Annotated in this window: 20 protein-coding genes and 2 tRNA genes; 10 read left to right on the top strand and 12 right to left on the bottom strand. The window is 59.1% G+C overall.

The features are described from left to right. Positions 1–49 precede the first annotated feature (49 nt). The gene (fadE, locus tag ACP39K_RS06695; RefSeq protein WP_016928993.1) at positions 50–2,506 is read left to right on the top strand and encodes an acyl-CoA dehydrogenase FadE; all 2,457 of its coding nucleotides are present in this window, start codon (positions 50–52) and stop codon (positions 2,504–2,506) included. A gap of 291 nt (positions 2,507–2,797) precedes the next feature. Further along, entirely contained in the window at positions 2,798–2,950 is a 153-nt protein-coding gene (locus ACP39K_RS06690; RefSeq protein ID WP_147827514.1) for a Hok/Gef family protein, read from the top strand. A gap of 73 nt (positions 2,951–3,023) precedes the next feature. On the opposite strand, the gene mtnK is transcribed toward ACP39K_RS06690, so the two are convergent. Continuing rightward, entirely contained in the window at positions 3,024–4,223 is a 1,200-nt protein-coding gene (gene mtnK / locus ACP39K_RS06685) for an S-methyl-5-thioribose kinase (RefSeq protein ID WP_016928995.1), read from the bottom strand. 145 nt (positions 4,224–4,368) lie between these two features. Here mtnK and mtnA point away from each other — a divergent pair, with 145 nt between their 5' ends. Further along, positions 4,369–5,397, top strand: a complete 1,029-nt coding sequence (mtnA, locus tag ACP39K_RS06680; RefSeq protein ID WP_497008385.1) for an S-methyl-5-thioribose-1-phosphate isomerase — start codon at positions 4,369–4,371, stop codon at positions 5,395–5,397. A 17-nt stretch (positions 5,398–5,414) separates the two neighbouring features. On the opposite strand, the gene ACP39K_RS06675 is transcribed toward mtnA, so the two are convergent. Genes ACP39K_RS06675 through ACP39K_RS06665 form a run of 3 tightly spaced genes read right to left on the bottom strand, consistent with a single transcriptional unit; the run spans position 5,415 to position 7,254 of the window. Further along, positions 5,415–5,957, bottom strand: coding sequence for a 1,2-dihydroxy-3-keto-5-methylthiopentene dioxygenase (locus ACP39K_RS06675; RefSeq protein ID WP_028127829.1), 543 nt, complete (start codon positions 5,955–5,957; stop codon positions 5,415–5,417). Next, complete coding sequence (mtnC, locus tag ACP39K_RS06670) at positions 5,954–6,643, bottom strand: acireductone synthase (protein ID WP_147827517.1); 690 nt, start codon at positions 6,641–6,643, stop codon at positions 5,954–5,956. The genes ACP39K_RS06675 and mtnC overlap by 4 nt, the downstream gene beginning before the upstream one ends. Beyond that, positions 6,640–7,254 (bottom strand): methylthioribulose 1-phosphate dehydratase, encoded by a 615-nt coding sequence (locus ACP39K_RS06665; protein ID WP_016928999.1) that lies wholly within the window; start codon positions 7,252–7,254, stop codon positions 6,640–6,642. Before ACP39K_RS06665 ends, mtnC begins: the two co-directional genes overlap by 4 nt. 164 nt (positions 7,255–7,418) lie before the next feature. Here ACP39K_RS06665 and ACP39K_RS06660 point away from each other — a divergent pair, with 164 nt between their 5' ends. After that, complete coding sequence (locus ACP39K_RS06660; RefSeq protein ID WP_016929000.1) at positions 7,419–8,579, top strand: pyridoxal phosphate-dependent aminotransferase; 1,161 nt, start codon at positions 7,419–7,421, stop codon at positions 8,577–8,579. After that, positions 8,567–9,340, top strand: a complete 774-nt coding sequence (locus tag ACP39K_RS06655; protein ID WP_033641301.1) for an amidohydrolase — start codon at positions 8,567–8,569, stop codon at positions 9,338–9,340. Before ACP39K_RS06660 ends, ACP39K_RS06655 begins: the two co-directional genes overlap by 13 nt. 152 nt (positions 9,341–9,492) lie before the next feature. On the opposite strand, the gene ACP39K_RS06650 is transcribed toward ACP39K_RS06655, so the two are convergent. Beyond that, positions 9,493–10,371 (bottom strand): siderophore-interacting protein, encoded by an 879-nt coding sequence (locus ACP39K_RS06650; RefSeq protein WP_048795657.1) that lies wholly within the window; start codon positions 10,369–10,371, stop codon positions 9,493–9,495. Between the two features lie 234 nt (positions 10,372–10,605). Here ACP39K_RS06650 and ACP39K_RS06645 point away from each other — a divergent pair, with 234 nt between their 5' ends. Continuing rightward, positions 10,606–12,846: a TonB-dependent siderophore receptor gene (locus ACP39K_RS06645; protein WP_147827520.1), complete on the top strand. Its 2,241-nt coding sequence runs from the start codon at positions 10,606–10,608 to the stop codon at positions 12,844–12,846. Between the two features lie 105 nt (positions 12,847–12,951). Here the strand turns inward: ACP39K_RS06645 and ACP39K_RS06640 are convergent. Together ACP39K_RS06640 and dnaQ are read right to left on the bottom strand one after the other, a co-directional pair. Beyond that, positions 12,952–13,028: transfer RNA gene (locus ACP39K_RS06640), tRNA-Asp, on the bottom strand. A 144-nt stretch (positions 13,029–13,172) separates the two neighbouring features. Further along, complete coding sequence (dnaQ, locus tag ACP39K_RS06635) at positions 13,173–13,916, bottom strand: DNA polymerase III subunit epsilon (protein ID WP_004930195.1); 744 nt, start codon at positions 13,914–13,916, stop codon at positions 13,173–13,175. A gap of 72 nt (positions 13,917–13,988) precedes the next feature. Between dnaQ and rnhA the strand changes: the two genes are divergently transcribed. After that, positions 13,989–14,456 (top strand): ribonuclease HI, encoded by a 468-nt coding sequence (gene rnhA / locus ACP39K_RS06630; RefSeq protein WP_004930193.1) that lies wholly within the window; start codon positions 13,989–13,991, stop codon positions 14,454–14,456. On the opposite strand, the gene ACP39K_RS06625 is transcribed toward rnhA, so the two are convergent. Beyond that, the gene (locus tag ACP39K_RS06625) at positions 14,453–15,172 is read right to left on the bottom strand and encodes a class I SAM-dependent methyltransferase (RefSeq protein ID WP_016929004.1); all 720 of its coding nucleotides are present in this window, start codon (positions 15,170–15,172) and stop codon (positions 14,453–14,455) included. The genes rnhA and ACP39K_RS06625 overlap by 4 nt on opposite strands. A 44-nt stretch (positions 15,173–15,216) precedes the next feature. Here ACP39K_RS06625 and gloB point away from each other — a divergent pair, with 44 nt between their 5' ends. Both gloB and mltD read left to right on the top strand, forming a co-directional pair. Further along, positions 15,217–15,972: a hydroxyacylglutathione hydrolase gene (gloB, locus tag ACP39K_RS06620; RefSeq protein ID WP_089184248.1), complete on the top strand. Its 756-nt coding sequence runs from the start codon at positions 15,217–15,219 to the stop codon at positions 15,970–15,972. Positions 15,973–16,043: 71 nt separating this feature from the next. Further along, on the top strand, positions 16,044–17,426 hold the full coding sequence (mltD, locus tag ACP39K_RS06615; RefSeq protein WP_004930188.1) for a murein transglycosylase D: 1,383 nt from the start codon (positions 16,044–16,046) through the stop codon (positions 17,424–17,426). A 51-nt stretch (positions 17,427–17,477) separates the two neighbouring features. On the opposite strand, the gene ACP39K_RS06610 is transcribed toward mltD, so the two are convergent. Continuing rightward, positions 17,478–18,272: an endonuclease/exonuclease/phosphatase family protein gene (locus tag ACP39K_RS06610; protein ID WP_028127832.1), complete on the bottom strand. Its 795-nt coding sequence runs from the start codon at positions 18,270–18,272 to the stop codon at positions 17,478–17,480. 240 nt (positions 18,273–18,512) lie between these two features. After that, on the bottom strand, positions 18,513–19,688 hold the full coding sequence (locus ACP39K_RS06605; RefSeq protein WP_115116194.1) for an MFS transporter: 1,176 nt from the start codon (positions 19,686–19,688) through the stop codon (positions 18,513–18,515). A gap of 105 nt (positions 19,689–19,793) precedes the next feature. Here ACP39K_RS06605 and yafC point away from each other — a divergent pair, with 105 nt between their 5' ends. Beyond that, positions 19,794–20,681 carry a DNA-binding transcriptional regulator YafC gene (gene yafC / locus ACP39K_RS06600; protein ID WP_048796425.1) on the top strand — a complete coding sequence of 296 codons (888 nt, stop codon included), beginning with the start codon at positions 19,794–19,796 and terminating at the stop codon, positions 20,679–20,681. Positions 20,682–20,728: 47 nt separating this feature from the next. On the opposite strand, the gene dkgB is transcribed toward yafC, so the two are convergent. Both dkgB and ACP39K_RS06590 read right to left on the bottom strand, forming a co-directional pair. Then, positions 20,729–21,532 carry a 2,5-didehydrogluconate reductase DkgB gene (gene dkgB / locus ACP39K_RS06595; RefSeq protein ID WP_016929009.1) on the bottom strand — a complete coding sequence of 268 codons (804 nt, stop codon included), beginning with the start codon at positions 21,530–21,532 and terminating at the stop codon, positions 20,729–20,731. Between the two features lie 211 nt (positions 21,533–21,743). Continuing rightward, positions 21,744–21,820: transfer RNA gene (locus ACP39K_RS06590), tRNA-Asp, on the bottom strand. Positions 21,821–21,864 lie beyond the last annotated feature (44 nt).

Here is a 21,864-nt window from a genome sequence, read left to right as displayed (position 1 = left end):
TATTACATACACACAACAGGTCAGACCTCTTACTACTTCGGAGCTTCTTATGATGGTTCTTAGTATCGTCGTTTTCCTGGCTCTCCTCGGCGTGGTGTTCTACCACCGAGTGAACCTTACCCTCAGCAGCCTGATCCTGGTGGCGTACACCGCCGTCATGGGCGCTATCGGCCTGTGGAGCTTCTGGCTGTTGCTGCCGCTGGCGATCGTGCTGCTGCCGCTGAACCTTTCCTCTGTGCGCCGTTCCCTGCTCTCCGCGCCGGCGCTGCGCGCCTTCCGCAAGGTGATGCCGCCGATGTCCACCACCGAGAAGGAAGCGATCGACGCCGGCACCACTTGGTGGGAAGGCGATCTGTTCCGCGGTGCGCCGGACTGGAACAAACTGCACAGCTACCCGAAACCGCGCCTGACGGAAGAAGAGCAGGCGTTTATCGACGGCCCGGTGGAAGAAGCCTGCCGCATGGCCAACGACTTCCAGATCACCCACGAACTGGCCGATCTGCCGCCAGAACTCTGGGCGTACCTGAAAGAACACCGTTTCTTCGCGATGATCATCAAGAAAGAGTACGGCGGTCTGGAATTCTCCCCTTACGCTCAGGCGATGGTGCTGCAAAAACTGGCCGGCGTTTCCGGCATCCTGGCGATCACCGTCGGCGTACCGAACTCCCTCGGCCCGGGCGAACTGCTGCAGCACTACGGTACCGAAGAACAGAAAAACCACTATCTGCCGGGCCTGGCGCGCGGCGACGAAATCCCATGCTTCGCGCTGACCAGCCCGGAAGCGGGTTCCGATGCCGGCGCGATCCCGGACGTCGGCACCGTGTGCATGGGCGAATGGCAAGGCAAGCAGGTGCTGGGCATGCGCCTGACCTGGAACAAGCGCTACATCACGTTGGCGCCGGTCGCCACCGTACTGGGCCTGGCGTTCAAACTGCATGACCCGAACCGCCTGCTGAGCGACAACGAATCCCCGGGCATCACCTGTGCGCTGATCCCGACCAGCACCCCGGGCGTGGAAATCGGCAACCGTCACTTCCCGCTGAACGTGCCGTTCCAGAACGGCCCGACCCGCGGCACCGACGTGTTCGTGCCGATCGATTACATCATCGGCGGGCCGAAAATGGCCGGCCAGGGCTGGCGCATGCTGGTTGAGTGCCTGTCGGTAGGTCGCGGCATCACCCTGCCGTCCAACTCTACCGGCAGCCTGAAATCCATCGCCCTGGCGACCGGCGCCTACGCGCACATTCGCCGTCAGTTCAAGATCTCCATCGGCAAGATGGAAGGGATCGAGGAACCGTTGGCGCGCATCGCCGGCAACACCTATGTGATGGACGCCGCCGCTTCGCTGATCACCTATGCGCTGGTGCAGGGCGAGAAACCGGCCGTGCTGTCGGCCATCGTCAAATACCACTGCACGCACCGCGGCCAGCAGTCGATCGTTGACGCCATGGATATCGCCGGCGGTAAAGGCATCATGCTGGGCGAATCCAACTTCCTGGCTCGCGCTTATCAGGGGGCACCGATCGCCATCACGGTGGAAGGCGCGAACATCCTGACCCGCACCATGATGATCTTCGGTCAGGGCGCGATCCGCTGCCATCCTTATGTGCTGGATGAAATGGCGGCGGCGCAGAACAACGATCTGAACGCCTTCGATAAATCGCTGTTCGGCCACCTGGGCCACGTCGGCAGCAACAAGGTACGCAGCTTCTGGCTGGGCCTGACCAACGGCCGCACCAGCGCCACGCCAACCAAGGACGCGACCCGTCGTTACTATCAGCAGCTGAACCGCCTGAGCGCCAACCTGGCGCTGCTGTCGGACGTTTCCATGGGCGTGCTGGGCGGCAGCCTGAAGCGCCGTGAGCGCATCTCCGCTCGCCTGGGGGATATCCTCAGCCAGATGTATTTGGCTTCCGCCGTGCTGAAACGCTTTGACGACGAAGGCCGTCAGAAAGAAGATCTGCCGCTGGTGCATTGGGGCGTGCAAGACAGCCTGCATAAAGCCGAACAGGCGCTGGATGATCTGCTGCGCAACTTCCCGAACCGCTTTATCGCCGGCGCGCTGCGCTTCGTGGTCTTCCCGTTCGGCCGCGTGCATACCGCGCCGTCCGATCGCCTGGATCATCAGTTGGCCAAGATCCTGCAGGTGCCTTCCGCCACCCGCAGCCGTCTGGGGCGCGGCCAGTACCTGACGCCGAGCGAGCATAACCCAATCGGCCTGCTGGAAGCGGCGCTGGCCGACGTGATGGCCGCCGAGCCGATTCACGAACGTCTGTGCAAGGCGGCCGGCAAAAACCTGCCGTTCACCCGTCTGGATCGTTTGGCGGAGCGCGCGCTGGAAGAAGGCAAGATCAGCGCCGATGAAGCGAAGATCCTGGTGAAAGCCGAAGAGAGCCGCCTGCGCTCCATCAACGTGGACGACTTTGCGCCGGATGCGCTGGCGGCCGCCAAACCGGAAAAGCCGGCGGCACAGTCTAAGCGCCAGCAGCAGACCGAAGCGGCTTAACGCCAATTCCCACTCCACGCATCCAAGGGGCGATCATCATCGCCCCTTTTTTCTTTTGCTTTCAGGACAAACTGCGCACCACGCCGCAGGTTGGCGCAACGGCGGATTTCACGGGAAGGAAGTTCGGGTAGACTGCGCGGCGGGTGCTCTGGATCTTTCTGTCCGGAGCCTTGGCAAAGGAGAGAAAGAGAAAGGCCCCGAGTCGATATTATCAACCCGAGGCCACTCTGATGCCTAGCAACATCAGGTTAGCCTCTTACCCGCCGCAAGGCAAGGATAGGGAGGTCAAAAATGCAGCAAAAACGGGTCGTGCTTAAACTGGTGATCGTCTGTATGACGCTGCTCGCGTTCATCTGGCTAACCCGCGGTTCGCTGTGCGAACTGCGCATCAGGTTGAGAGACTCGGAGGTTGCGGCCACTTTGGCTTACGAATCCGGACGGTAAGGCAACCCACCGGCGGGGTTCGCCCCGCCCGTTGGCTGATGGTGTCAGGCAGGATCCACGAGCACCCGCCTTTTCAGCCCTGCTGACGAATGCGCGCCAACAGCGCGTCGATATGCTCGATCTGCGGCGCATTGACGATCAGCGTGCGCCCCAATCCCAGGGCGTGACGCTGGCAGTCGAGGCGCATGTCGGCGTCGGCGATGCTGTCCAGATCGGCGACGTGCGCCAGGCCGATCGTGCGCCGAATCAGTTCGGTGCCGCAGTATCCTATCGCGTCGCTCCAGACCTGCTGCAGGAACTGCTCAGCGTAACCCGGCGTCGCCAGCGCCGCATCGCGGCTTTGCTGATGGCACAGCGCCAGAAAGCGATCGGCAAAGATCAGCCACAGCTCGCGCACATCCTGCAGCCGCTGCTCGCGCCCGGCGGCGGCGTCGCGCGGCCCGAACAGCCCCGGCTGGCCGCAATAGTTGAGCAGCAGGTTGCCTAACGCAGTGCCGACATCGAAACCGATCGGGCCGTAGAAACCGAATTCGGCGTCGATCGCTTTCAATCGCCCTTCCGCCACGAAGATCGAACCGCTGTGGATATCCCCGTGCAACAGCGCCTCCGCCTTGCTGAGGAAGCGATGTTTCAGGCCGGCGACCGCCAACTTCAGCGGCGCATCCTCGCGCAGCGCCTGCACCTGCGGCAACAGCGCCGCCTCGAACTGATTGCGCTCATGGTCGATATAGGGATCGGTAAAGAACAGATCCTCGGTGATCTGGCACAGTTCGGGGTTGGTGAAACGGCTGACTTCCGCCTTTTTCTGCTGCGCCGACTGATAAAAATCGGAGGTGTGAAACAGCGTCTGCGCCAGGTATTCCGCCAGCTGCCCGGCCGCCAGCGGATGATAGTTCCCCTGCACCAGTTCACTGCGCCAGATGCGATGATCGGAGAGATCTTCCTGCACCATCACCGCCAACTCGGGATCGTGATGCAAGACTTTTACCGTATGCCGCGGGCAGAAACCGCCGTGGACCAGCAGCGTTTCCGCTTCGATGCGCGCCCGATCCAACGTCAGCGGCCAGGATTCGCCCACGCAGCGCACGTAGGGCAGCGCCTGTTTGACGATCACCCGGCTCACGCCTTCACGATCGCGGATCTTGAACACCAGGTTCAGGTTGCCGTCACCGATCTCGTCGGCGCTCACCAGCGCCTGCGGTTCGGCCACCTGCCCGTATTGGCGGGCATATTCAACGGCATCGGCAGCCGTAAACGTACGATAAAGCGACATTCCCCAACCCCTCTGTTCTCTCTCACTGACCCAGCGACTTTGATTATTTAGACGTAAAAGCATTTGGACGTCTATACATCTGGAAGTCATGTTGGCAGAATAGCGTTTCAGATGCAATAACCACGCAACAAGGAATTAACCGCCGATGCAAGCGCTTAACACCACCAGTTTGACCCTGCGAGATAACCGCCTTTGGATCCTCGATCAGCAAGCCCTGCCGCAGGAAAAGCGGTGGCGCGCTTGCGACAGCGTGGAAGAGTTGGTCGTGCACATTCACAGCCTGCGGGTGCGCGGCGCACCGCTGATCGGGCTGTCCGCCAGCCTGCTGTTGGCGCTGCTCGCGGAACGCGGTCTGCCGCGCGCCGAGCTGGAGCAGGCGCTGCACACGCTGCGCGCCGCCCGCCCGACGGCGGTTAACCTGATGAACAATCTGGATCGCATGAAGTTGGCGCTGGCGGAGCCTGACTGGGCGCCGGCGATGGTGAACGAAGCGCTGCGGTTGGTGGAGGAGGATCGCCTGCTGTGCGATCGCATCGCCGATCGCGGCGCAGGGCTGGTCAAGCCCGGCAGCCGCCTGCTGACCCACTGCAATACCGGCGGATTGGCCACCGCCGGCGTCGGCACCGCTATCGGGGTGCTGCTGCGCGCCCACCAGCAGGGCAAGGTGCAACAAGTATGGGTCGATGAAACCCGGCCGCTGCTGCAGGGCGGCCGCCTGACCGCCTGGGAACTGGGCGAGCTGGGCATTCCCTATCGTCTGATCTGCGATTCAATGGCCGCCAGCCTGATGGCGCAAGGCCAGGTCGATGCGGTGTGGGTCGGCGCGGATCGCATCGCCGCCAACGGCGACGTCGCCAACAAGATTGGCACTTACAGCCTGGCGGTGCTGGCGCACTACCATGGCATTCCATTCTACGTGGCTGCCCCGCATACCACCCACGATCCGCACTGTCCGGACGGCGCCGCCATCCCGATCGAGCAACGCGCGGCGGCCGAAGTCACCGGCGTTTCAGGCAGCTTCGGCGCCTGTCAGTGGGCGCCGGCCGATGCGCCGGTCTACAATCCGGCGTTCGACGTCACGCCGGCGAAGCTTATCAGCGGGTGGGTGTTCGACAGCGGCGTGATCACGCCTCAGCAGGTTGAAGCGGGGATTTTCCAGCGGGCGCTGGGTTAACGCCCGCCGGTTGACGATCAGTCCAGACGCGGATAGGCATCGGCGATCGTGTCGCCGGTGAAATGCGCCACCCAGCCTTCCGGGTTGTCAAATACCCGGATCGCGGTAAAGTGCGGCGCCGAGCCCATATCGAACCAGTGACGGGTGTTGGCCGGCACTGAGATCAGATCGTTCTTTTCGCACAGGATCTGGAAGATCTTGCCGTCCAGATGCAGGCAAAACAGCCCCGCCCCTTCAACGAAAAAGCGCACTTCATCTTCGCCGTGCGTATGTTCGGACAGGAATTTTTCGCGCAGCGCCTGGCGCTGTTCGTGGTCCGGCCGCATGCTGATCACGTCCCAGCTCTGGTAGCCCTTTTCCGCCACCAGCCGGTCGATCTCATGCTGGTAGGCGGCGATCACCGCCTGCGGCTGCGGATTGTCGCCCAGTTCGCGATCCGCCTGCCAACGCTCAAAGCGCACGCCGATCTGCGCCAGCTGCCGCTGGATCTCCTGCGCGTCGCGGCTCTGCCACAGCGGCTGCTGCGGCGCTGTATCACTGAAAATGGTCAATCCACTCATGAGACAAACTCCCCTAAATCGATATGATCAAAACGGCTGACCTGCGGATGCCGGCTCTGTGCATCCGCCTCATCGCGGATCAGCTGGCAGGTATGCCAGCCGGCGGCCTGCGCGGCGTCCAGTTCCTGGTGGATATCGGACAGGAACAGCAGTTCGTCGGGCGCGATGCCGATAGCCTGCGCAATGTTGCGGTACGACGCGGTTTCACGCTTGGCGCCGACGTGCGTGTCGAAATAGCCGCTGAACAGCGGCTGCAGATCGCCGGCGCTGCTGTGGCCGAACAGCAGTTTCTGCGCTTCCACCGAACCGGAGGAATAGACGTAAAGCTTCAGCCCCTGACGCTGCCAGGCGGCCAACTGCCCCGCGACCTCCGGGTACAGATGCCCGCGGAAATCCCCTTCGCGATAGCCGCTGCGCCAGATGATGCCCTGCAGCGCCTTGAGCGCGGTGGATTTGCGGTCTTCATCCATAAAGCGGTACAGCGCGGCGATCAGCGCGTCGAGATCCGCCTGCGGCTGGTCAATTTCAGCGCGCAGCGCCGCCAGCGGCGCGGCAACTTCGCTCTCAGCGGCATGGCGGCGCACAAAATCCGCCAGCCGTTCACGGGCGTAAGGAAACAGTACCTGATGCACGAAGCGAATATCGCTGGTGGTGCCTTCAATATCGGTCACGATAGCGCGGATCATTTCGCCTCCAGCAAACGACGTTGCAGTTCACACTGGAACAGGAATTCCAGTCCTTCGAGATGGCGGCGGGCTTCCGCCACCTGGCTTCCCCAGCAATAGAGACCGTGGCCGCGCACCAGAAAACCGTACTGCAGCGGCGTGACCTCGGCATAGGCCGCGACGCGCGACGCCAGCCGGGGAATGTCCTGATCGTTATCGAAAATGGGGATCGCCACGCTGTCCAGGTGGCTGCGCTGACCGGCGAGCGACTTTTGCATTTCGTACCCCTGCAGCACCAACGCATCGCCGCGTTCCACCCGCGACAACACGGTGGCGTTGACGGAATGGGTATGCAACACCGCGCCAAGGTGCGGGTACAAGCGATAGAGCAGCGTATGCAGCCCGGTTTCCGCCGACGGTGTACGGCCGCTCGGCACATGATTGTCGGCGATATCCACCTGCAGAAAATCGGCGGCGCTCAGGCTGCCTTTGTCTTTGCCGGATTCGGTGACCAGGCACTGGCGTTCGTCGAGGCGCAGCGACATGTTGCCGCCGGTCGCCGGACACCAGCCTTTGTCGCCAATCCAGTGGCAGGCCGCCAGTAATGCGGTAAGTTGCGGATTCTCCGTCATTGTTATCGTTTCCCGTTCGGTAAGGCGGCCGGCAGATGAAACGTTGCCTGCCGCGTGGCGGGCTAAGCACTTTTTCGCATTTAGCCATCTAAGCGTCTTGATTGCCAAATACTAGCATCGTGTTATATTGACGGCAATATAAGCGCCTGGAGTATTCACCTGCTATGAGCACTTCCGCATTGATTCCCGAAAGTAAACTGCCTGCCCTGGGCACCACCATCTTCACCCAAATGAGCGCGCTGGCGCAGCAGCATCAGGCGATCAACCTGTCGCAGGGCTTCCCTGATTTCGACGGGCCGGACTACCTGAAAGAACGCCTGGCTTGGCACGTCGCCCAGGGCGCCAACCAATATGCGCCGATGACCGGCGTGGCGGCGCTGCGCGAAGCCATCGCCGACAAAACCGCCGAGCTGTATGGCTGGCAGCCGGACGCCGGCGGCGAAGTGACCGTCACCGCCGGCGCCACCGAAGCGCTGTTCGCCGCCATCACCGCGCTGGTGCGCCCCGGCGATGAGGTTGTCTGTTTCGATCCGAGCTACGACAGCTACGCGCCGGCGGTGACGCTGGCGGGCGGCGTACTCAAACGCCTCGCCCTGCAGCCGCCCGCGTTTGCCGTGGATTGGCAACGGTTCGCCGCCGCGCTGTCGCCGCGCACCCGCCTGGTGATCGTCAACACGCCGCACAACCCGTCCGCCACCGCCTGGCAGGCGGAAGACATGCAACAGCTGTGGCACGCCATCGCCGAACGCGAAATCTACGTGCTCAGCGACGAGGTTTACGAACACATCTGCTTCGCCAAAGGCGGCCACGCCAGCGTGTTGGCCCACCCGCAGCTGCGCCAACGGGCGATCGCGGTCTCCTCTTTCGGAAAAACCTTCCACATGACCGGCTGGAAAGTGGGTTACTGCGTGGCGCCCGCCGCGCTGAGCGCTGAGGTGCGCAAGGTGCATCAATACCTGACCTTTTCGGTCAATACTCCGGCGCAGCTGGCGCTGGCGGATAGCCTGCGCGCCGAGCCGGAGCACTGGCGACAGCTGCCGGCGTTCTATCGCGCCAAGCGAGATCGCTTTGTGCAGGCGCTGGCGAGCAGCCGACTGGAAATTTTACCCTGTGCCGGTACATACTTCTTGCTGGCGGACTACAGCGCCATCTCCGATCTGGACGATGTAGCGTTCTGCCATTGGTTAACCGAGCACGTGGGCGTGGCGGCCATTCCGCTGTCGGTCTTCTGTGCCGATCCTTTCCCCCATAAATTGATCCGGCTGTGCTTCGCTAAACAGGACGCCACGCTGGATGCAGCTGCGGAGCGGTTATGTCGACTTTAAAAATTACCCTGTTGCAGCAACCGCTGGTCTGGCGCGACGGCCTCGCTAACCTGGCCGCCTTCGACGCGTTGCTGGCGCCGATCGCCGGGCGTGATCTCATCGTCTTGCCGGAAATGTTCACCACCGGTTTCGCCATGGATGCCGGCGAGAGCGCCCTGCCCGAACAGCAGGTGATCGACTGGCTGCACGGTTGGGCGGTGAAAAGCCATGCGTTAATCGGCGGCAGCGTGGCGCTGAAAACTGACGAGGGCGCGGTCAACCGCTTCCTGCTGGTGGAGCCGGGCGGCCAGGTGCATGCCTATGATAAACGCCATCTGTTCCGCATGGCCGGCGAACACCTGCACTACCAGGCCGGCAACCGGCGTGAAATCTTCGAGTGGCGCGGCTGGCGCATCCTGCCGCAGATCTGCTACGACCTGCGTTTCCCGGTCTGGGCGCGCTATCAGCAGGATTACGATCTGGCGCTGTACGTCGCCAACTGGCCGGCGCCGCGCAGCCGCCATTGGCAAACGCTGCTGGCGGCGCGGGCGATTGAAAATCAGGTGTATGTGGCGGGCTGCAACCGGGTGGGCGACGATGCCAACGGCCTGAACTACAGCGGAGACAGCCTGATCATCAGCCCGCAGGGCGAGATCCTGGCGGATGCCGAGCCCGGCGCAGCCGCGCAGCTGGACGCTGAGCTGTCGCTGGAAACCCTGCAGAGTTACCGCAGCGCCTTCCCGGCCTGGCGCGACGCCGACAGCTTTCTGCGTCTCGACTGATTAAACACGCTCCCAGCCGGCGATTGCCACGTCGATGTTCGGCAGACAGATAAAGGCTCCGCGCCGCTCGCCGCCAGCTTGTCGCCGCGCGTCATCATCCGTGCGGCGGCCTGCTGCGCCTCCAGCGCCGATGCCGGAAAAGGACGGCGCACTCAACACCAGTAGGCCATGAAGTTAACGGTAGCGCGGTCCAGATCGCGTTCGCCGATCAGGTAACGCCGCAGCGTTTTCACCGTGGAAGACTCGGCCGCCACCCAGGCGTAGAAAGCGTTGCTGCCGGCCGCCCGCTCCCACAACACCTCGTCGCTCAGGCTGCTTTCCACCAGGGACTGCGCCTGCGCACAGGCCGACGCGGGGATATCCACCCGCTGGCGAACCGCTTCCACCAGCAACGTGCCGTGCGCCAACTGGCGGCCCACATCGCGCGGCAGCCAGTAAACCTCGGCGAACGGGAAGCGGGTCAAATCCAGGCAATCCCCCGCCTGCGGCACTTCGAAGAACGCCTGCACGCGCGGCGGATTAGCCTGCTGCGCCAATTGCTCCAGAATGCCCATCGCCGCCGGCACGGCCGTTTCATCGGCGATCAACAGCGCCTGCTGCAACTGCGCCGGCGGCGCCCATTCGTAGCCGCCGCTGTCGCCGTCGAAGTCAGCGTTGGGGGCAACGGTCTGAATGGCATCACCCGGCTCGGCGTGAGTCGCCCAGGCGGAGGCCGGGCCGTTCACGCCATGCAGCACGAACTCGACGTCCATCTGATTCTGCTCACGGCGCAGCGCACGCAGCGTATAAGTGCGCATCACCGGGCGCCGCTCTTTGGGGATCGCCATGTAATCGGCGTACCAGTCCGGGCTATTGGCCAATTGCGGGATCTGGCCGTCCGCCGCCGGCAACAGCAGTTTGATGCGCTGATCCGGCGCTTCCAGCTTCATCCGATGAATATCCGCACCTTCAAACACGCAGCGCACCAGCGAAGGTGAAATCAGCATTTTGCTTTTCAAGGTGATATCAAAAATTCTGTAGCTGGCGGACATGTTCTCGATTCTCCGGCAACGGCTGTCGCTTGAACGTATGGCCGATCGGCTGCCGTGTTGACGGCGTGGGTTGCTCGATCGCGCAGCGGGCAAAATGTTAATAAAACTAATTAATTACGTTAATGTATCGCAAAAAATCATATCATGATTTTATTGATAACAAGAAACGTTATTGATAAAAGAATCATTCTCAAAAATAACGCAATAACAATATCACCTGGGAAATAAATAACGATGAAACGCAAACACCTTTGGGTTTTGAACCCTTGTCTGCTGGCAATGCTTGCGCCAGCGGCCTGGGCCGAAGATCAGAAAGCCGGCGCCGAAGAGCAGATGGTGGTCTCAGCCAGCCGTTCACACCGCAGCATGGCGGAAATGGCGCAAACCACCTGGGTGATCGAAAGCCAGGAGATCGAACAGCAGGTTCAGGGCGGCAAAGAGATCAAGGACATGTTGGCGCAGCTGATCCCCGGCATGGACGTCAGCGGCCAGGGCCGCACCAACTATGGCATGAATATGCGCGGCCGCTCGATGATGGTGATGATTGACGGCGTGCGCCTGAATTCATCGCGCAGCGACAGCCGCCAGTTGGATTCGATCGATCCGTTCAATATCGATCATATCGAGGTGATTTCCGGCGCGACCTCGCTGTACGGCGGCGGCAGCACCGGCGGCCTGATCAATATCGTCACCAAAAAAGGACAACAGGAACAGCAGGTCGAGTTGCAGGTCGGCGGTAAAACCGGCTTTGGCGGCCATAACGATCACGACGAGAACGTGGCGGCGGCGGTCAGCGGCGGCAACGACAACGCCTCGGGGCGCCTGTCCGTTTCTTACCAGCGCTATGGCGGCTGGTATGACGGCAAAGGCAATGAGGTATTGATCGACAATACCCAAACCGGCCTGCAGTATTCCGATCGCCTCGACGTGATGGGCACCGGCACCCTCAACATCGACGATCATCAACAGCTGCAGCTGACCACCCAATACTACAAAAGCCAATCCGACGGCGATCACGGCCTGTTTCTGGGGGAGAACTTTGCGGCGGTGACCGGCAACGCCAAGGCGTACAACAGCGGTAACTTAAACTCCGATCGCATCCCCGGCACCGAGCGCCACCTGATCAACCTGCAATATTCCAACACCGATTTCCTCGGCCAGGATATGGTGGCGCAGGTCTACTATCGCGACGAAACGTTGACCTTCTACCCATTCCCAACGCTGGCGGGCAAAGCGCCGAACTATTACGTCAGCAGCATTGGCGCTTCGCAGCAAAAAACCGATTTTTACGGCGGCAAACTGACGTTAAACAGCAAACCTGTCGACGCGCTGACGCTGACTTACGGCATCGACGCCGAGCATGAAAGCTTCAACGCCAACCAACAGTTCTTCAACCTGGCGAAGGCTCAGCAGTCGGGTGGCATGACGCTGGAGAACGCTTACAGCACCGGCCGCTACCCGAGCTATACCACCAGCAACCTGGCGTCGTTCCTGCAGGCCAGCTACGACATCAACCCCATTTTCACCCTGAGCGGCGGCGTGCGTTATCAGTACACCGAAAACAAGATTGATGACTTCGTCGGTTATAACCAGCAGCAGGCAATCGCCACCGGCGCCGCGACGTCCGCCGACGCTATACCGGGAGGGAAAACCGACTACAACAACGCGCTGTTCAACGCCGGCCTGTTGGCACATCTGACCGAGCGCCAGCAAACCTGGTTCAACTTCTCTCAGGGCTTCGAGATCCCGGATCCGGGCAAATATTACGGCAACGGCACCTACGCGTTGAACGGCAGCCATTACCAGTTGTTGAAGAGCGTCAACGTCGGCGATTCCAAGCTGGAAGGCATCAAGGTCAACGCCTACGAGCTGGGCTGGCGCTATACCGGTGATAACCTGCGCACGCAAATCGCCGCCTACTACTCGCTGTCCGACAAGAGCATCGCCATCAACAAAACCGACATGACCATCAACGTCAATGCGGACAAGCGGCGCATCTATGGGCTGGAAGGCGCGGTGGATTATTTCTTTGAAGACAGCGACTGGAGCGCCGGTACCAACTTCAACCTCATTCGTTCCGAAACCAAGGTCAACGGCGAATGGAAGAAGCTGGTGGTCGATACCGCCAGCCCATCGAAAGTCACCGCTTATGTCGGCTGGGCGCCGGGCGACTGGAATCTGCGCTTACAGTCGCAGCAAACCTTCGACGTGTCGGACGATGGCGATTACACCAAAGCCAACTCCACTCAGGGCCGCAAGATCGATGGCTACAACACCGTCGACTTCCTCGGCAGCTATACCCTGCCGGTAGGAAAAATCAGCTTCAGCGTGGAAAACCTGCTGGACAAGGAGTACACCACCGTTTGGGGCCAACGCGCGCCGATCCTGTACAGTCCGACCTACGGCTCGCCTGAGCTATACAGCTATAAAGGCCGCGGACGCACCTTCGGCTTGAACTATTCGGTGTTATTCTGAGGATAAGGGGCCGGTCCGCCGGCCCCGTTGATTGGGCCGCACCGTTTTTCAGAGAACGGAAACGACGAAGCCCTGAGTTATCGCTAACTCAGGGCTTCTGAATAGTGGCGGAACGGACGGGGCTCGAACCCGCGACCCCCTGCGTGACAGGCAGGTATTCTAACCAACTGAACTACCGCTCCGCGCCATTCCCTCTTGCGGGGGAACGAGGCGCATATTACGGACGCCTCTCGGTTCCGTCAACGCCTTTTTCTCCGCAAATGAACCGTTTGCACAGTTTTTCAACGAAGATTCATCCGGTGAGGTTTTTTCACGCAAAAACGCCGTTATTCCGCCGGCGCCCCGCGCCACAGGCAGCTACCGCCCTTTTTTGCCACCAGATCCAGACGCGCCTCATGCGCCTTCACTTCTTCGTCGCTGGCGTAGACCACTTTCATCGCCGTCGCCGGACGGACAATGCGCTGTATTTCTTGCGCGGCGTCATTTTGCTGGGTATCCCCCTCCATCTGGAACGCTATCGAGGTCTGACCGCCGGTCATCGCCAGATAGACTTCCGCCAGGATCTCGGCATCGAGCAATGCGCCGTGCAGCGTACGCTTGCTGTTATCTATCTCATAACGGCTGCACAAGGCATCGAGGTTGTTGCGCTTGCCCGGGAACAGGCGACGCGCCATCAACAGGCTGTCGGTGATGGTGCAGAAGGTCTCGGTTTTCGGGATGCCCTGCTGCAACATGCGGAATTCGTGATCCATAAAGCCGATATCGAACGCCGCGTTATGGATCACCAGCTCGCCGCCGCGGATAAAGTCGAGGAATTCCTCGGCAACCTGATCGAAGGTCGGCTTGTCGGCCAGGAAGTCGTCGCTGATGCCGTGTACGCCGTAGGCTTCCGGATCCACCAGCCTATCCGGCTTGATGTAAACGTGGAAGTTGCGCCCGGTCAGGCGGCGGTTAATCACCTCCACCGCACCGATTTCGATGATACGGTGCCCTTCGTAGTGCACCCCAAGCTTGTTCATACCGGTGGTTTCGGTATCGAGGACAATCTGTCTGGTGGTTGTAGAGATCATATTGCAGTGCTCACAGCGCTCGTTTATGTCAGACTTGGCTTTTATAAAACTGATAGGAAGAGTCTACCAGAGATGCTCAAACAGGTAGAAATTTTCACCGACGGCTCCTGCCTTGGCAACCCCGGCCCCGGTGGCTACGGCGCGATACTACGCTATAAGCAGACGGAAAAAACCTTCAGCGAAGGATTTCGTCTGACCACCAATAACCGCATGGAAATGATGGCGGCGATCGTGGCGCTGGAAGCGCTGACCGTCCCCTGTGCCGTGACGCTCAGCACCGACAGCCAGTACGTGCGCCAGGGCATCACCAGCTGGATCCATAACTGGAAGAAACGCGGTTGGAAAACCGCCGACAAAAAACCGGTCAAAAATGTCGATCTGTGGCAGCGGCTGGATCAGGCCATTCAGCGCCACGAGGTGAAATGGGAATGGGTCAAGGGCCACGCCGGCCATCCGGAGAACGAACGTTGTGACGTGCTGGCGCGCGAAGCGGCCGGCAAACCGACGCAGGAAGACGTCGGTTACCAACCGGAAGCCTAAGGCAGCTTGCGATAGCTCTTGGTCGCGCCCACCGCGCGGCTGAGAGACGGCTTTCTCGCCCCCAGTTTCATCGGCGTAGGCGTCAGCGGCAAGGTGCGCTTACGCGCCACAATCACGCTCATGCAGCCCAGCGCCGGCAAATGGGTACATAAAAACTTGCCGCCCTTGCGGTGCCACGGCAGCACGTGAAAACGCGCCTGGTGCAACACCTCGTAATTCAGCAGGCTGAGCCAATCCAGCAGCCGCATCTGGGTAAACATGCGGCTGACATAGGGCTGGCGGCGACGCAACCCGGGCACCAGCTTGCCCAATCCCAGCAGGCTGAACGGATTGAAGCTGCTGATGACCAACCAGCCGTCGTCGATCAACACCCTGTCCACTTCACGCAGCATGCGGTGCGGATCGTCCGCATAGGACAGCGTATGCGCCAGCAGGCAGGCATCTACCGACTTGGCGGCGAACGGCAGTTGATAAGCATCGGCAACCACCTGCAGCCCTTCCCCCTCCAGCCCTACGTTAACCTGATGGGAGATTGCGCATTTGTCCGTGGCCAGCTCGGCGCTGAGCATGCCCATCTTCAGCAGATGGAAACCGAACAGCTTGGGCCACCAGGGTTGCAACTGCCGCTCGAGCGCTTCACGATAGTACTCCCCCCACGGCAGCTCAGCCCAGGACTGCGGGCCGGTGAGCTTTTGTAGAGTATGGGCTGGTTTCATGATTTATTATCTTCTTTCAAGCCGTTGCCAACGAGAGGTACACCATGAATCTTATCAGCATTCCCGCCTTCCAGGACAATTACATTTGGTTATTGGATGACCGACAGGGGCGCTGCATTATCGTCGATCCGGGTGAAGCGCAGCCGGTACTTGAAGCGTTGCAGCGCCTGCAGCTGGCGCCGGCGGCGATCCTGCTGACCCACCATCATCACGATCACGTCGGCGGCGTGGCGCAGATCGTGACGCAGTATCCCGGCCTGGCCGTCTATGGGCCGCAAGAAACCGCGGACAAAGGCGCCAACCACATCGTCCGCGATGGCGACACCTTTGACATCGATGGCCGCCACTACAAGACTATCGCCGTTCCCGGTCATACGTTGGGCCATGTGGCATTCTATAGTGCCCCTTATCTGTTCTGCGGCGACACCATTTTCTCCGCCGGCTGCGGCAGGCTGTTTGAAGGCACCGCCAAACAAATGTACGACTCATTTCAACAACTCGCGCAACTTCCCGATAACACCTTAATTTGCTGCGCGCATGAATATACTCTTTCAAATCTTAAGTTTGCGCGGGCTATTTTGCCGGAAGATCGAGAGATTGAAACATATCAACAACATGTTGAAGCGTTAAGGGCAAAAGGCCAAGCCAGCGTGCCGACTACATTGCAATTAGAGCGCAAAATTAACCTATTTTTACGCTGCCATGACACTGATTTACAAAAGAAATTAGGCTTTAATTCACCACCCCAAAGCCTTCATTCAGTTTTTTCCGAATTACGCCTGCGGAAAGATAACTTCTAAGCTTTTAGTTGTGTTATTTGGCGAAGCAAAGTATTATTGCTCGTCTTTTAAGCAACTACATTGACACACACATGAAGGCTAAAGCGATATTTCTCGCCTCAGTCTTGCTAGTGGGTTGCCAGTCGTCCAGGCAGGACGCACCGGCGCCAGAACAGCATGCACAGAGTTTGTCTTCGGCTGGTCAAGATGGTGAAGCAGGAGAGTACACAGCAAATGGCCGAGCGAGCTCGGCGCGGTGGTTGGATAACAACAGTCCCGCCGCGCAACAGGACCTGTGGAACTTCATTAGCGACGAGCTGAAGATGGAGGTTCCGGAAAATTCCCGGATCCGTGATCAGAAAAGAAAGTACTTAAAAAGTAAGAGCTATCTCCACGATGTAACATTACGGGCAGAGCCGTACATGTACTGGATAGTCGGGCAGATTAAGAAACGTAATATGCCGATGGAACTGGTACTGCTACCCATAGTGGAGAGCGCTTTTGACCCACACGCCACGTCAAGTGCCAACGCCGCAGGGCTATGGCAAATCGTGCCGCAAACGGGTCGCAATTATGGTTTGAAAAACAATCAGTGGTATGACGGTCGACGCGATGTCGTCGCCTCAACAACCGCTGCGCTTAACATGATGCAGCGCTTGAACCGCATGTTTAACGGCGACTGGTTACTGACCGTAGCCGCCTATAACAGTGGTGAAGGCCGCGTGATGCAAGCGGTGAAGGCAAACAAACGCCAGGGTAAGCCAACCAATTTCTGGGCATTGTCGCTTCCGCGTGAAACGTCAATCTATGTCCCGAAAATGCTGGCGCTGAGCGACATCATCAAGAACAGCAAGAAGTACGGCGTGAAACTCCCGAAAACGGATGAAACCCGTGCGCTGGCGCGTATTGATGTCGGACAGCAGATCCAGCTGACTCAGGCGGCTGAGATGGCAGGACTTTCAGTCACCAAGATGAAAGCGTATAACCCAGGCTACAAAAAAGGCGTTACGGCACCCAACGGGCCCCATTACATCATGGTTCCCAAAGGACATGCCGAGCAACTGAAAGACTCGCTGGCCGATGGCCAGATCGCCGTGACTCAGCCAACGACGCAGTTGGCGAAGAACAGCGGTTTGACCGGTGGCAGTTCGTATAAAGTGCGCTCCGGCGACACCTTATCGGGCATTGCCAAGCGGCTGAACGTTAAGACCAGCGATTTGCAGAGTTGGAACAACTTACGCGCCAAGAGCGCCATAAAAGTTGGGCAAACCCTGCAAGTGGCCAGCAATACTGGCAGTAACAGCAGTATCACCTACCAGGTTCGTAAAGGTGATTCGCTCGCCAGTATCGCACGTCGTCACGGCGTCGATATTAACGACGTGATGCGTTGGAATTCAACGCTCGCCAAAGGCAACCTGCAGCCAGGTCTGAAGCTGACCCTGTTTGTCGGCAACAAGCTAACGCCGGATACCTAAGTTTCCGGCACAAAAAAGCACCCTGCGGGGTGCTTTTTTATTACCTGCGATTCACCAGACGGGAGAGTCTTTTTCCGGGTGGAACTCCACCAACAACGGATTGTGATCCGACGCGCTGGTCACCAATACCGACGCCTCCACCACCCCCAGATTGCGGTAAAATACGAAATCCAGCGGACGGCCGAAGGCCTTGCGGCGATGATCGTCGGCGAAGCTCACTTCGCGCAGCGCCATCTCTCCGGCGAAGTCATACAGCGCATTGATGCGCTTGCGGCTCCAGGCGTTGAAGTCCCCGGCCATGATCACCGGCCCCCGGTGGCTGGCGATCTGCTCACCGATTGGCCCCAGTTGCTTGCTGTAGACGTCGACGCCCAGGCTAAAGTTCACCGCATGGATGTTCACCACCATCAACAGCTCGCCGTTGTACAGCGGATAAACGGTGATCAGGGCCGACTTGGACAGCCGCAGCAGCGGCTCTCGCTCGCGCAGCGGGCAACAGTAAACAGGATGAGCGGCCGCCAGCGTCATCACGCCGGAAGGGTGCTGCGGCAGCACAAAGGCCGGTACCTGATCGGCCGCCAGGTAGTTGGCGGTAGCGTAGCTCACCAGCTCCGGCGTGGTTTGCGCCTCTTGCAACAGCACCAGTTGCGCGTCTTTGCCATGGTTTTTCAGCACCGAAAGCCAGTCGGCTCGCTGCTGTTTGAAAATATTCCACACCATAACGCGCAAGGCGCCGGTCGTCGGCAGCGCCGCCCCTGGCGGTAACGGCTGGTTAACGGCGCCAGGAAAGATTCGCTCAACTGGCTGACCTGCAACATACCGCATTGCATAAGTTCGTTTCGGCACGCGATTCGCCTATTACCCAGTAACATGAAAACTGGCGATGAAGACTCGCCAACGATGAATTGATTATACGCCTACCCCGTATAGAGGGCATGGCTTTTGCGGGCATCACCTTTTCAGTTATAGGGGCCACCTGCAGCGATTTCAATCTTCTGACGGTATAGCTGTGTAAAGGTGGGGGGATAATAGGTGAAAAATGCGAAAAGGCCCGCAAAACGCGGGCCAGGCAGTAATGGTTGCCTATCAAGCTGTTTGCCGCTGAGACTTTTTATCCAGACGGCCACTGAGGCTAACCAGCAACAATGCAACCACCACGATCAGCGCGCCAATCCAGGGGGTCTGCGCCAGCCCCAGCGAGGCAACGGTCTGGCCGCCAATCACCGAACCAAGCGCAATGCCGATGTTGAACGCCGCGATGTTGAGACCGGACGCCACATCCACCGCATTTGGCGTGTATTGCGCGGCTTTTTGTACCACATAGACCTGCAGCCCCGGCACGTTGCCGAAAGCGAACACGCCCATCGCAATCACCGTCAGCAAAGCGGCGATACTGTGGCTGGCGGTAAACTGAAACACCAGTAACAAAACGGCCAACGCGGCAAAGATAAAGCTCAACGCACGCACCGCCCCATGGCGATCGGCCAGCTTGCCCCCCCAGATGTTACCCACCGCCACCGCGACGCCATAAGCCAACAGTATCCAGCTCACGGTCGGAGCAGAGAAGCCCGCCAGTTCCTGCATCATGGGCGCAAGGAAGGTAAAGGTCGTGAAGACCCCGCCGTATCCCAATGCGGTAATTGCGTAAATCAGCAGCAGACGAGGATGAGTCAGTACTTTCATCTGTTCCCGCACGCCGGCGCTGCCCTGGTTCTTGATATTGTTCGGCACCAGAATAATGCTGGCCACCGTAGCGACCGCGCCAATCAGAGAAACGGCCAGGAAGGTTTCACGCCAGCCAAACTGCTGGCCGATGAACGTCCCTAACGGTACGCCGGTCACCAGCGCCACCGTCAGGCCACCAAACATGATGGCGATGGCGGAAGCCGCCTTCTCTTTCGCCACCAGGCTCGTCGCGATAGTGGAGCCGATAGAGAAGAACACGCCGTGCGCCAGGCCGGTCAACAACCGGGCAATCACCAGCGATTCATAGCTGGGTGATTGCCAGGCCAGCAGGTTGCCGAGAGTGAACAGCGCCATCAGGCCAACCAGCAGCAGCTTGCGCGGTATACGGCTGGTCAGGGCCGTCAGCACCGGCGCGCCAATGGCCACGCCGAGGGCATAGATAGTCACCAGCAATCCAGCGGACGGTACGGTCACCCCAAGCTGTCCCGCGATAGTCGGGATCAACCCGACAATCACGAACTCGGTCGTGCCGATAGCAAAAGCGCTGATGGTTAAGGCAAGTAATGCGAGTGGCATTTTTTACTCCGAAATAGCATTCAAGTTGATGACGGCTATTATCGGCCTATGCTTAAATGATAAAAATGCTCAAAATTTCAAATTAACTTTGCTATCGGAGCAAAAATGAAAGCAAACTCAGACGAGCTGATCACCTTTGTCACCGTAGTGGAAAGCGGCAGCTTCAGCCGCGCGGCCGAACGCCTGGAACAAGCGAACTCCGTAGTCAGCCGAACGGTGAAAAAACTGGAAAGCAAACTGGGCGTGACGTTGCTCAACCGCACCACGCGCCAAATCAGCCTGACTCAGGAAGGAGAGAGTTACTTTCGCCAGGTGCAGAAGGTACTGAACGACATGGCCGCGGCGGAAAATGCGCTGATGGAAAGCCGCCAGCGTCCGCAAGGCCTGCTGCGCGTCGACGCGGCAACGCCGGTGGTGCTGCACATGCTGACGCCTTTAGTGGCGGAGTTCCGCGAACGTTATCCTGAAATGTCGCTATCGCTGGTGTCTTCGGAAAACTTTATCAATTTGATCGAGCGAAAAGTGGATATCGCAATCCGCGTAGGCGAACTGACCGATTCCACCCTGAAAGCACGCAAACTGATGACCAGCTATCGGCATGTGCTCGCCTCTCCCGCCTATCTGGCTCAACACGGCACGCCGCTAACGGTAGAAGATCTTGCACATCACTGCTGCATCGGCTTCAACGACCTGCCCAGCCTGAACCGCTGGCCGCTGGCTTGTTCAGATGGCAGCCAGTTGGAAATCACCCCAGGCTTGACGACCAATAGCGGAGAAACCCAGCGCCATCTCTGTCTGCATGGCAACGGTATCGCCTGCCTGTCGGACTTTATGAGCGACGAAGATATCAAACGTGGAGATTTGGTTCCGATTCTGGTGGAAGCGACACTGCCGGTCGCCATGCCGATCAACGCGGTTTATTACAGCGACAGCGCCGTCAGCAACCGTCTGCGCAGCTTTATTGATTTTGTGAGTGAATACCTGAAACGATAAAAAAGGCGCCCCGATGGGCGCCTTATGCTGACTACTGCGAGGAATGATTAATCCCAGTTTGGCGCCAGACCTTCCGGGCTAACCAGACGGCCGTTGCACTCCAGTGCGGCAATCTGCGCCATATCTTCGTCGGTCAGCGTCAGTTGCTGCGCCAACAGGTTGCTCGCCAGGTTTTCACGCTTGGTCGAGGAAGGAATAACTGCATAGCCCAGCTTCAATGCCCAAGCCAGGACAACCTGTGCTGGAGTTGCATTGTGACGAGCGGCGATGCTTTTGATCGTTTCATCCTGCAGCGCTTTGCCGTAGGCCAACGTCATGTAAGAGGTGATGGCGATGCCGTGCTGCTGCGCGAATTCTACCACCTTGCGGTTCTGCAAGAACGGTGACAGCTCGATTTGGTTGGTGGCGATTTCATCGGCGCCAATCGCGTCAATCGCTTGCTGCATCAAATCGATGGTGAAGTTAGATACGCCAATTTGGCGAGTCAGTCCCAGCTTTTTCGCTTCCAGCAGCTCAGCCATAAATTCGGCAACCGGCACTTCGTCGTTGGGTGACGGCCAGTGGATCAGCGTCAGATCAACGTAGGACGTTTGCAGTTTTTTCAGGCTTTCTTGCAGGCTTGGGATCAGCGCGCCTTTCGCCAGGTTCGCGATCCAAATCTTGGTGGTGATGAACAGGTCTTCACGTTTCACGCCGCTGGCAGCGATAGCCTGGCCAACAGCCGCTTCGTTTTCATAGATCTGCGCGGTATCGATAGTGCGATAGCCCAGCTCGAGTGCGGTGCTGACAGAATCGATAACAACCTGATCCTGAAGGCGGAAAGTACCTAAACCAAATGCAGGGATGCTCATAATGTTTTCTCTCATTAACAGGTAGATGTGGTATGAGGAAGATTATGGCAACTTTTTTATTGATCAAAAACGCCTGGTTCGGCATAAGACTTTTGATCTAACGGCAACAATATGGGGGGTAAGGCGGTAAGGAAGGACAATTCCGGCCTGAAAAGCGCAAAATGCAGATATGAAAAAGCCCTGAGTCGAGACTCAGGGCTTATCAATTAAGTGGCGGAACGGACGGGGCTCGAACCCGCGACCCCCTGCGTGACAGGCAGGTATTCTAACCAACTGAACTACCGCTCCACCGATTCTTTTACGTTGCATCTTTCGATGCCGGCAACATCGCA

Source organism: Serratia sp. EC4 (assembly GCF_059652115.1).
This window is presented reverse-complemented; position numbering and strand designations above follow the sequence as displayed.

Coding starts and splice junctions, on each gene's coding strand:
- dnaQ (WP_004930195.1), bottom strand. CDS start 13,916: ATGATCTCTACAACCACCAGACAGATTGTCCTCGATACCGAAACCACC.
- ACP39K_RS06675 (WP_028127829.1), bottom strand. CDS start 5,957: ATGAGTGGATTGACCATTTTCAGTGATACAGCGCCGCAGCAGCCGCTG.
- mtnA (WP_497008385.1), top strand. CDS start 4,369: ATGCAAGCGCTTAACACCACCAGTTTGACCCTGCGAGATAACCGCCTT.
- dkgB (WP_016929009.1), bottom strand. CDS start 21,532: ATGAGCATCCCTGCATTTGGTTTAGGTACTTTCCGCCTTCAGGATCAG.
- ACP39K_RS06625 (WP_016929004.1), bottom strand. CDS start 15,172: ATGAAACCAGCCCATACTCTACAAAAGCTCACCGGCCCGCAGTCCTGG.
- gloB (WP_089184248.1), top strand. CDS start 15,217: ATGAATCTTATCAGCATTCCCGCCTTCCAGGACAATTACATTTGGTTA.
- ACP39K_RS06650 (WP_048795657.1), bottom strand. CDS start 10,371: ATGTCCGCCAGCTACAGAATTTTTGATATCACCTTGAAAAGCAAAATG.
- ACP39K_RS06645 (WP_147827520.1), top strand. CDS start 10,606: ATGAAACGCAAACACCTTTGGGTTTTGAACCCTTGTCTGCTGGCAATG.
- ACP39K_RS06655 (WP_033641301.1), top strand. CDS start 8,567: ATGTCGACTTTAAAAATTACCCTGTTGCAGCAACCGCTGGTCTGGCGC.
- ACP39K_RS06690 (WP_147827514.1), top strand. CDS start 2,798: ATGCAGCAAAAACGGGTCGTGCTTAAACTGGTGATCGTCTGTATGACG.
- rnhA (WP_004930193.1), top strand. CDS start 13,989: ATGCTCAAACAGGTAGAAATTTTCACCGACGGCTCCTGCCTTGGCAAC.
- mtnC (WP_147827517.1), bottom strand. CDS start 6,643: ATGATCCGCGCTATCGTGACCGATATTGAAGGCACCACCAGCGATATT.
- mltD (WP_004930188.1), top strand. CDS start 16,044: ATGAAGGCTAAAGCGATATTTCTCGCCTCAGTCTTGCTAGTGGGTTGC.
- ACP39K_RS06605 (WP_115116194.1), bottom strand. CDS start 19,688: ATGCCACTCGCATTACTTGCCTTAACCATCAGCGCTTTTGCTATCGGC.
- mtnK (WP_016928995.1), bottom strand. CDS start 4,223: ATGTCGCTTTATCGTACGTTTACGGCTGCCGATGCCGTTGAATATGCC.
- yafC (WP_048796425.1), top strand. CDS start 19,794: ATGAAAGCAAACTCAGACGAGCTGATCACCTTTGTCACCGTAGTGGAA.
- ACP39K_RS06665 (WP_016928999.1), bottom strand. CDS start 7,254: ATGACGGAGAATCCGCAACTTACCGCATTACTGGCGGCCTGCCACTGG.
- ACP39K_RS06660 (WP_016929000.1), top strand. CDS start 7,419: ATGAGCACTTCCGCATTGATTCCCGAAAGTAAACTGCCTGCCCTGGGC.
- fadE (WP_016928993.1), top strand. CDS start 50: ATGATGGTTCTTAGTATCGTCGTTTTCCTGGCTCTCCTCGGCGTGGTG.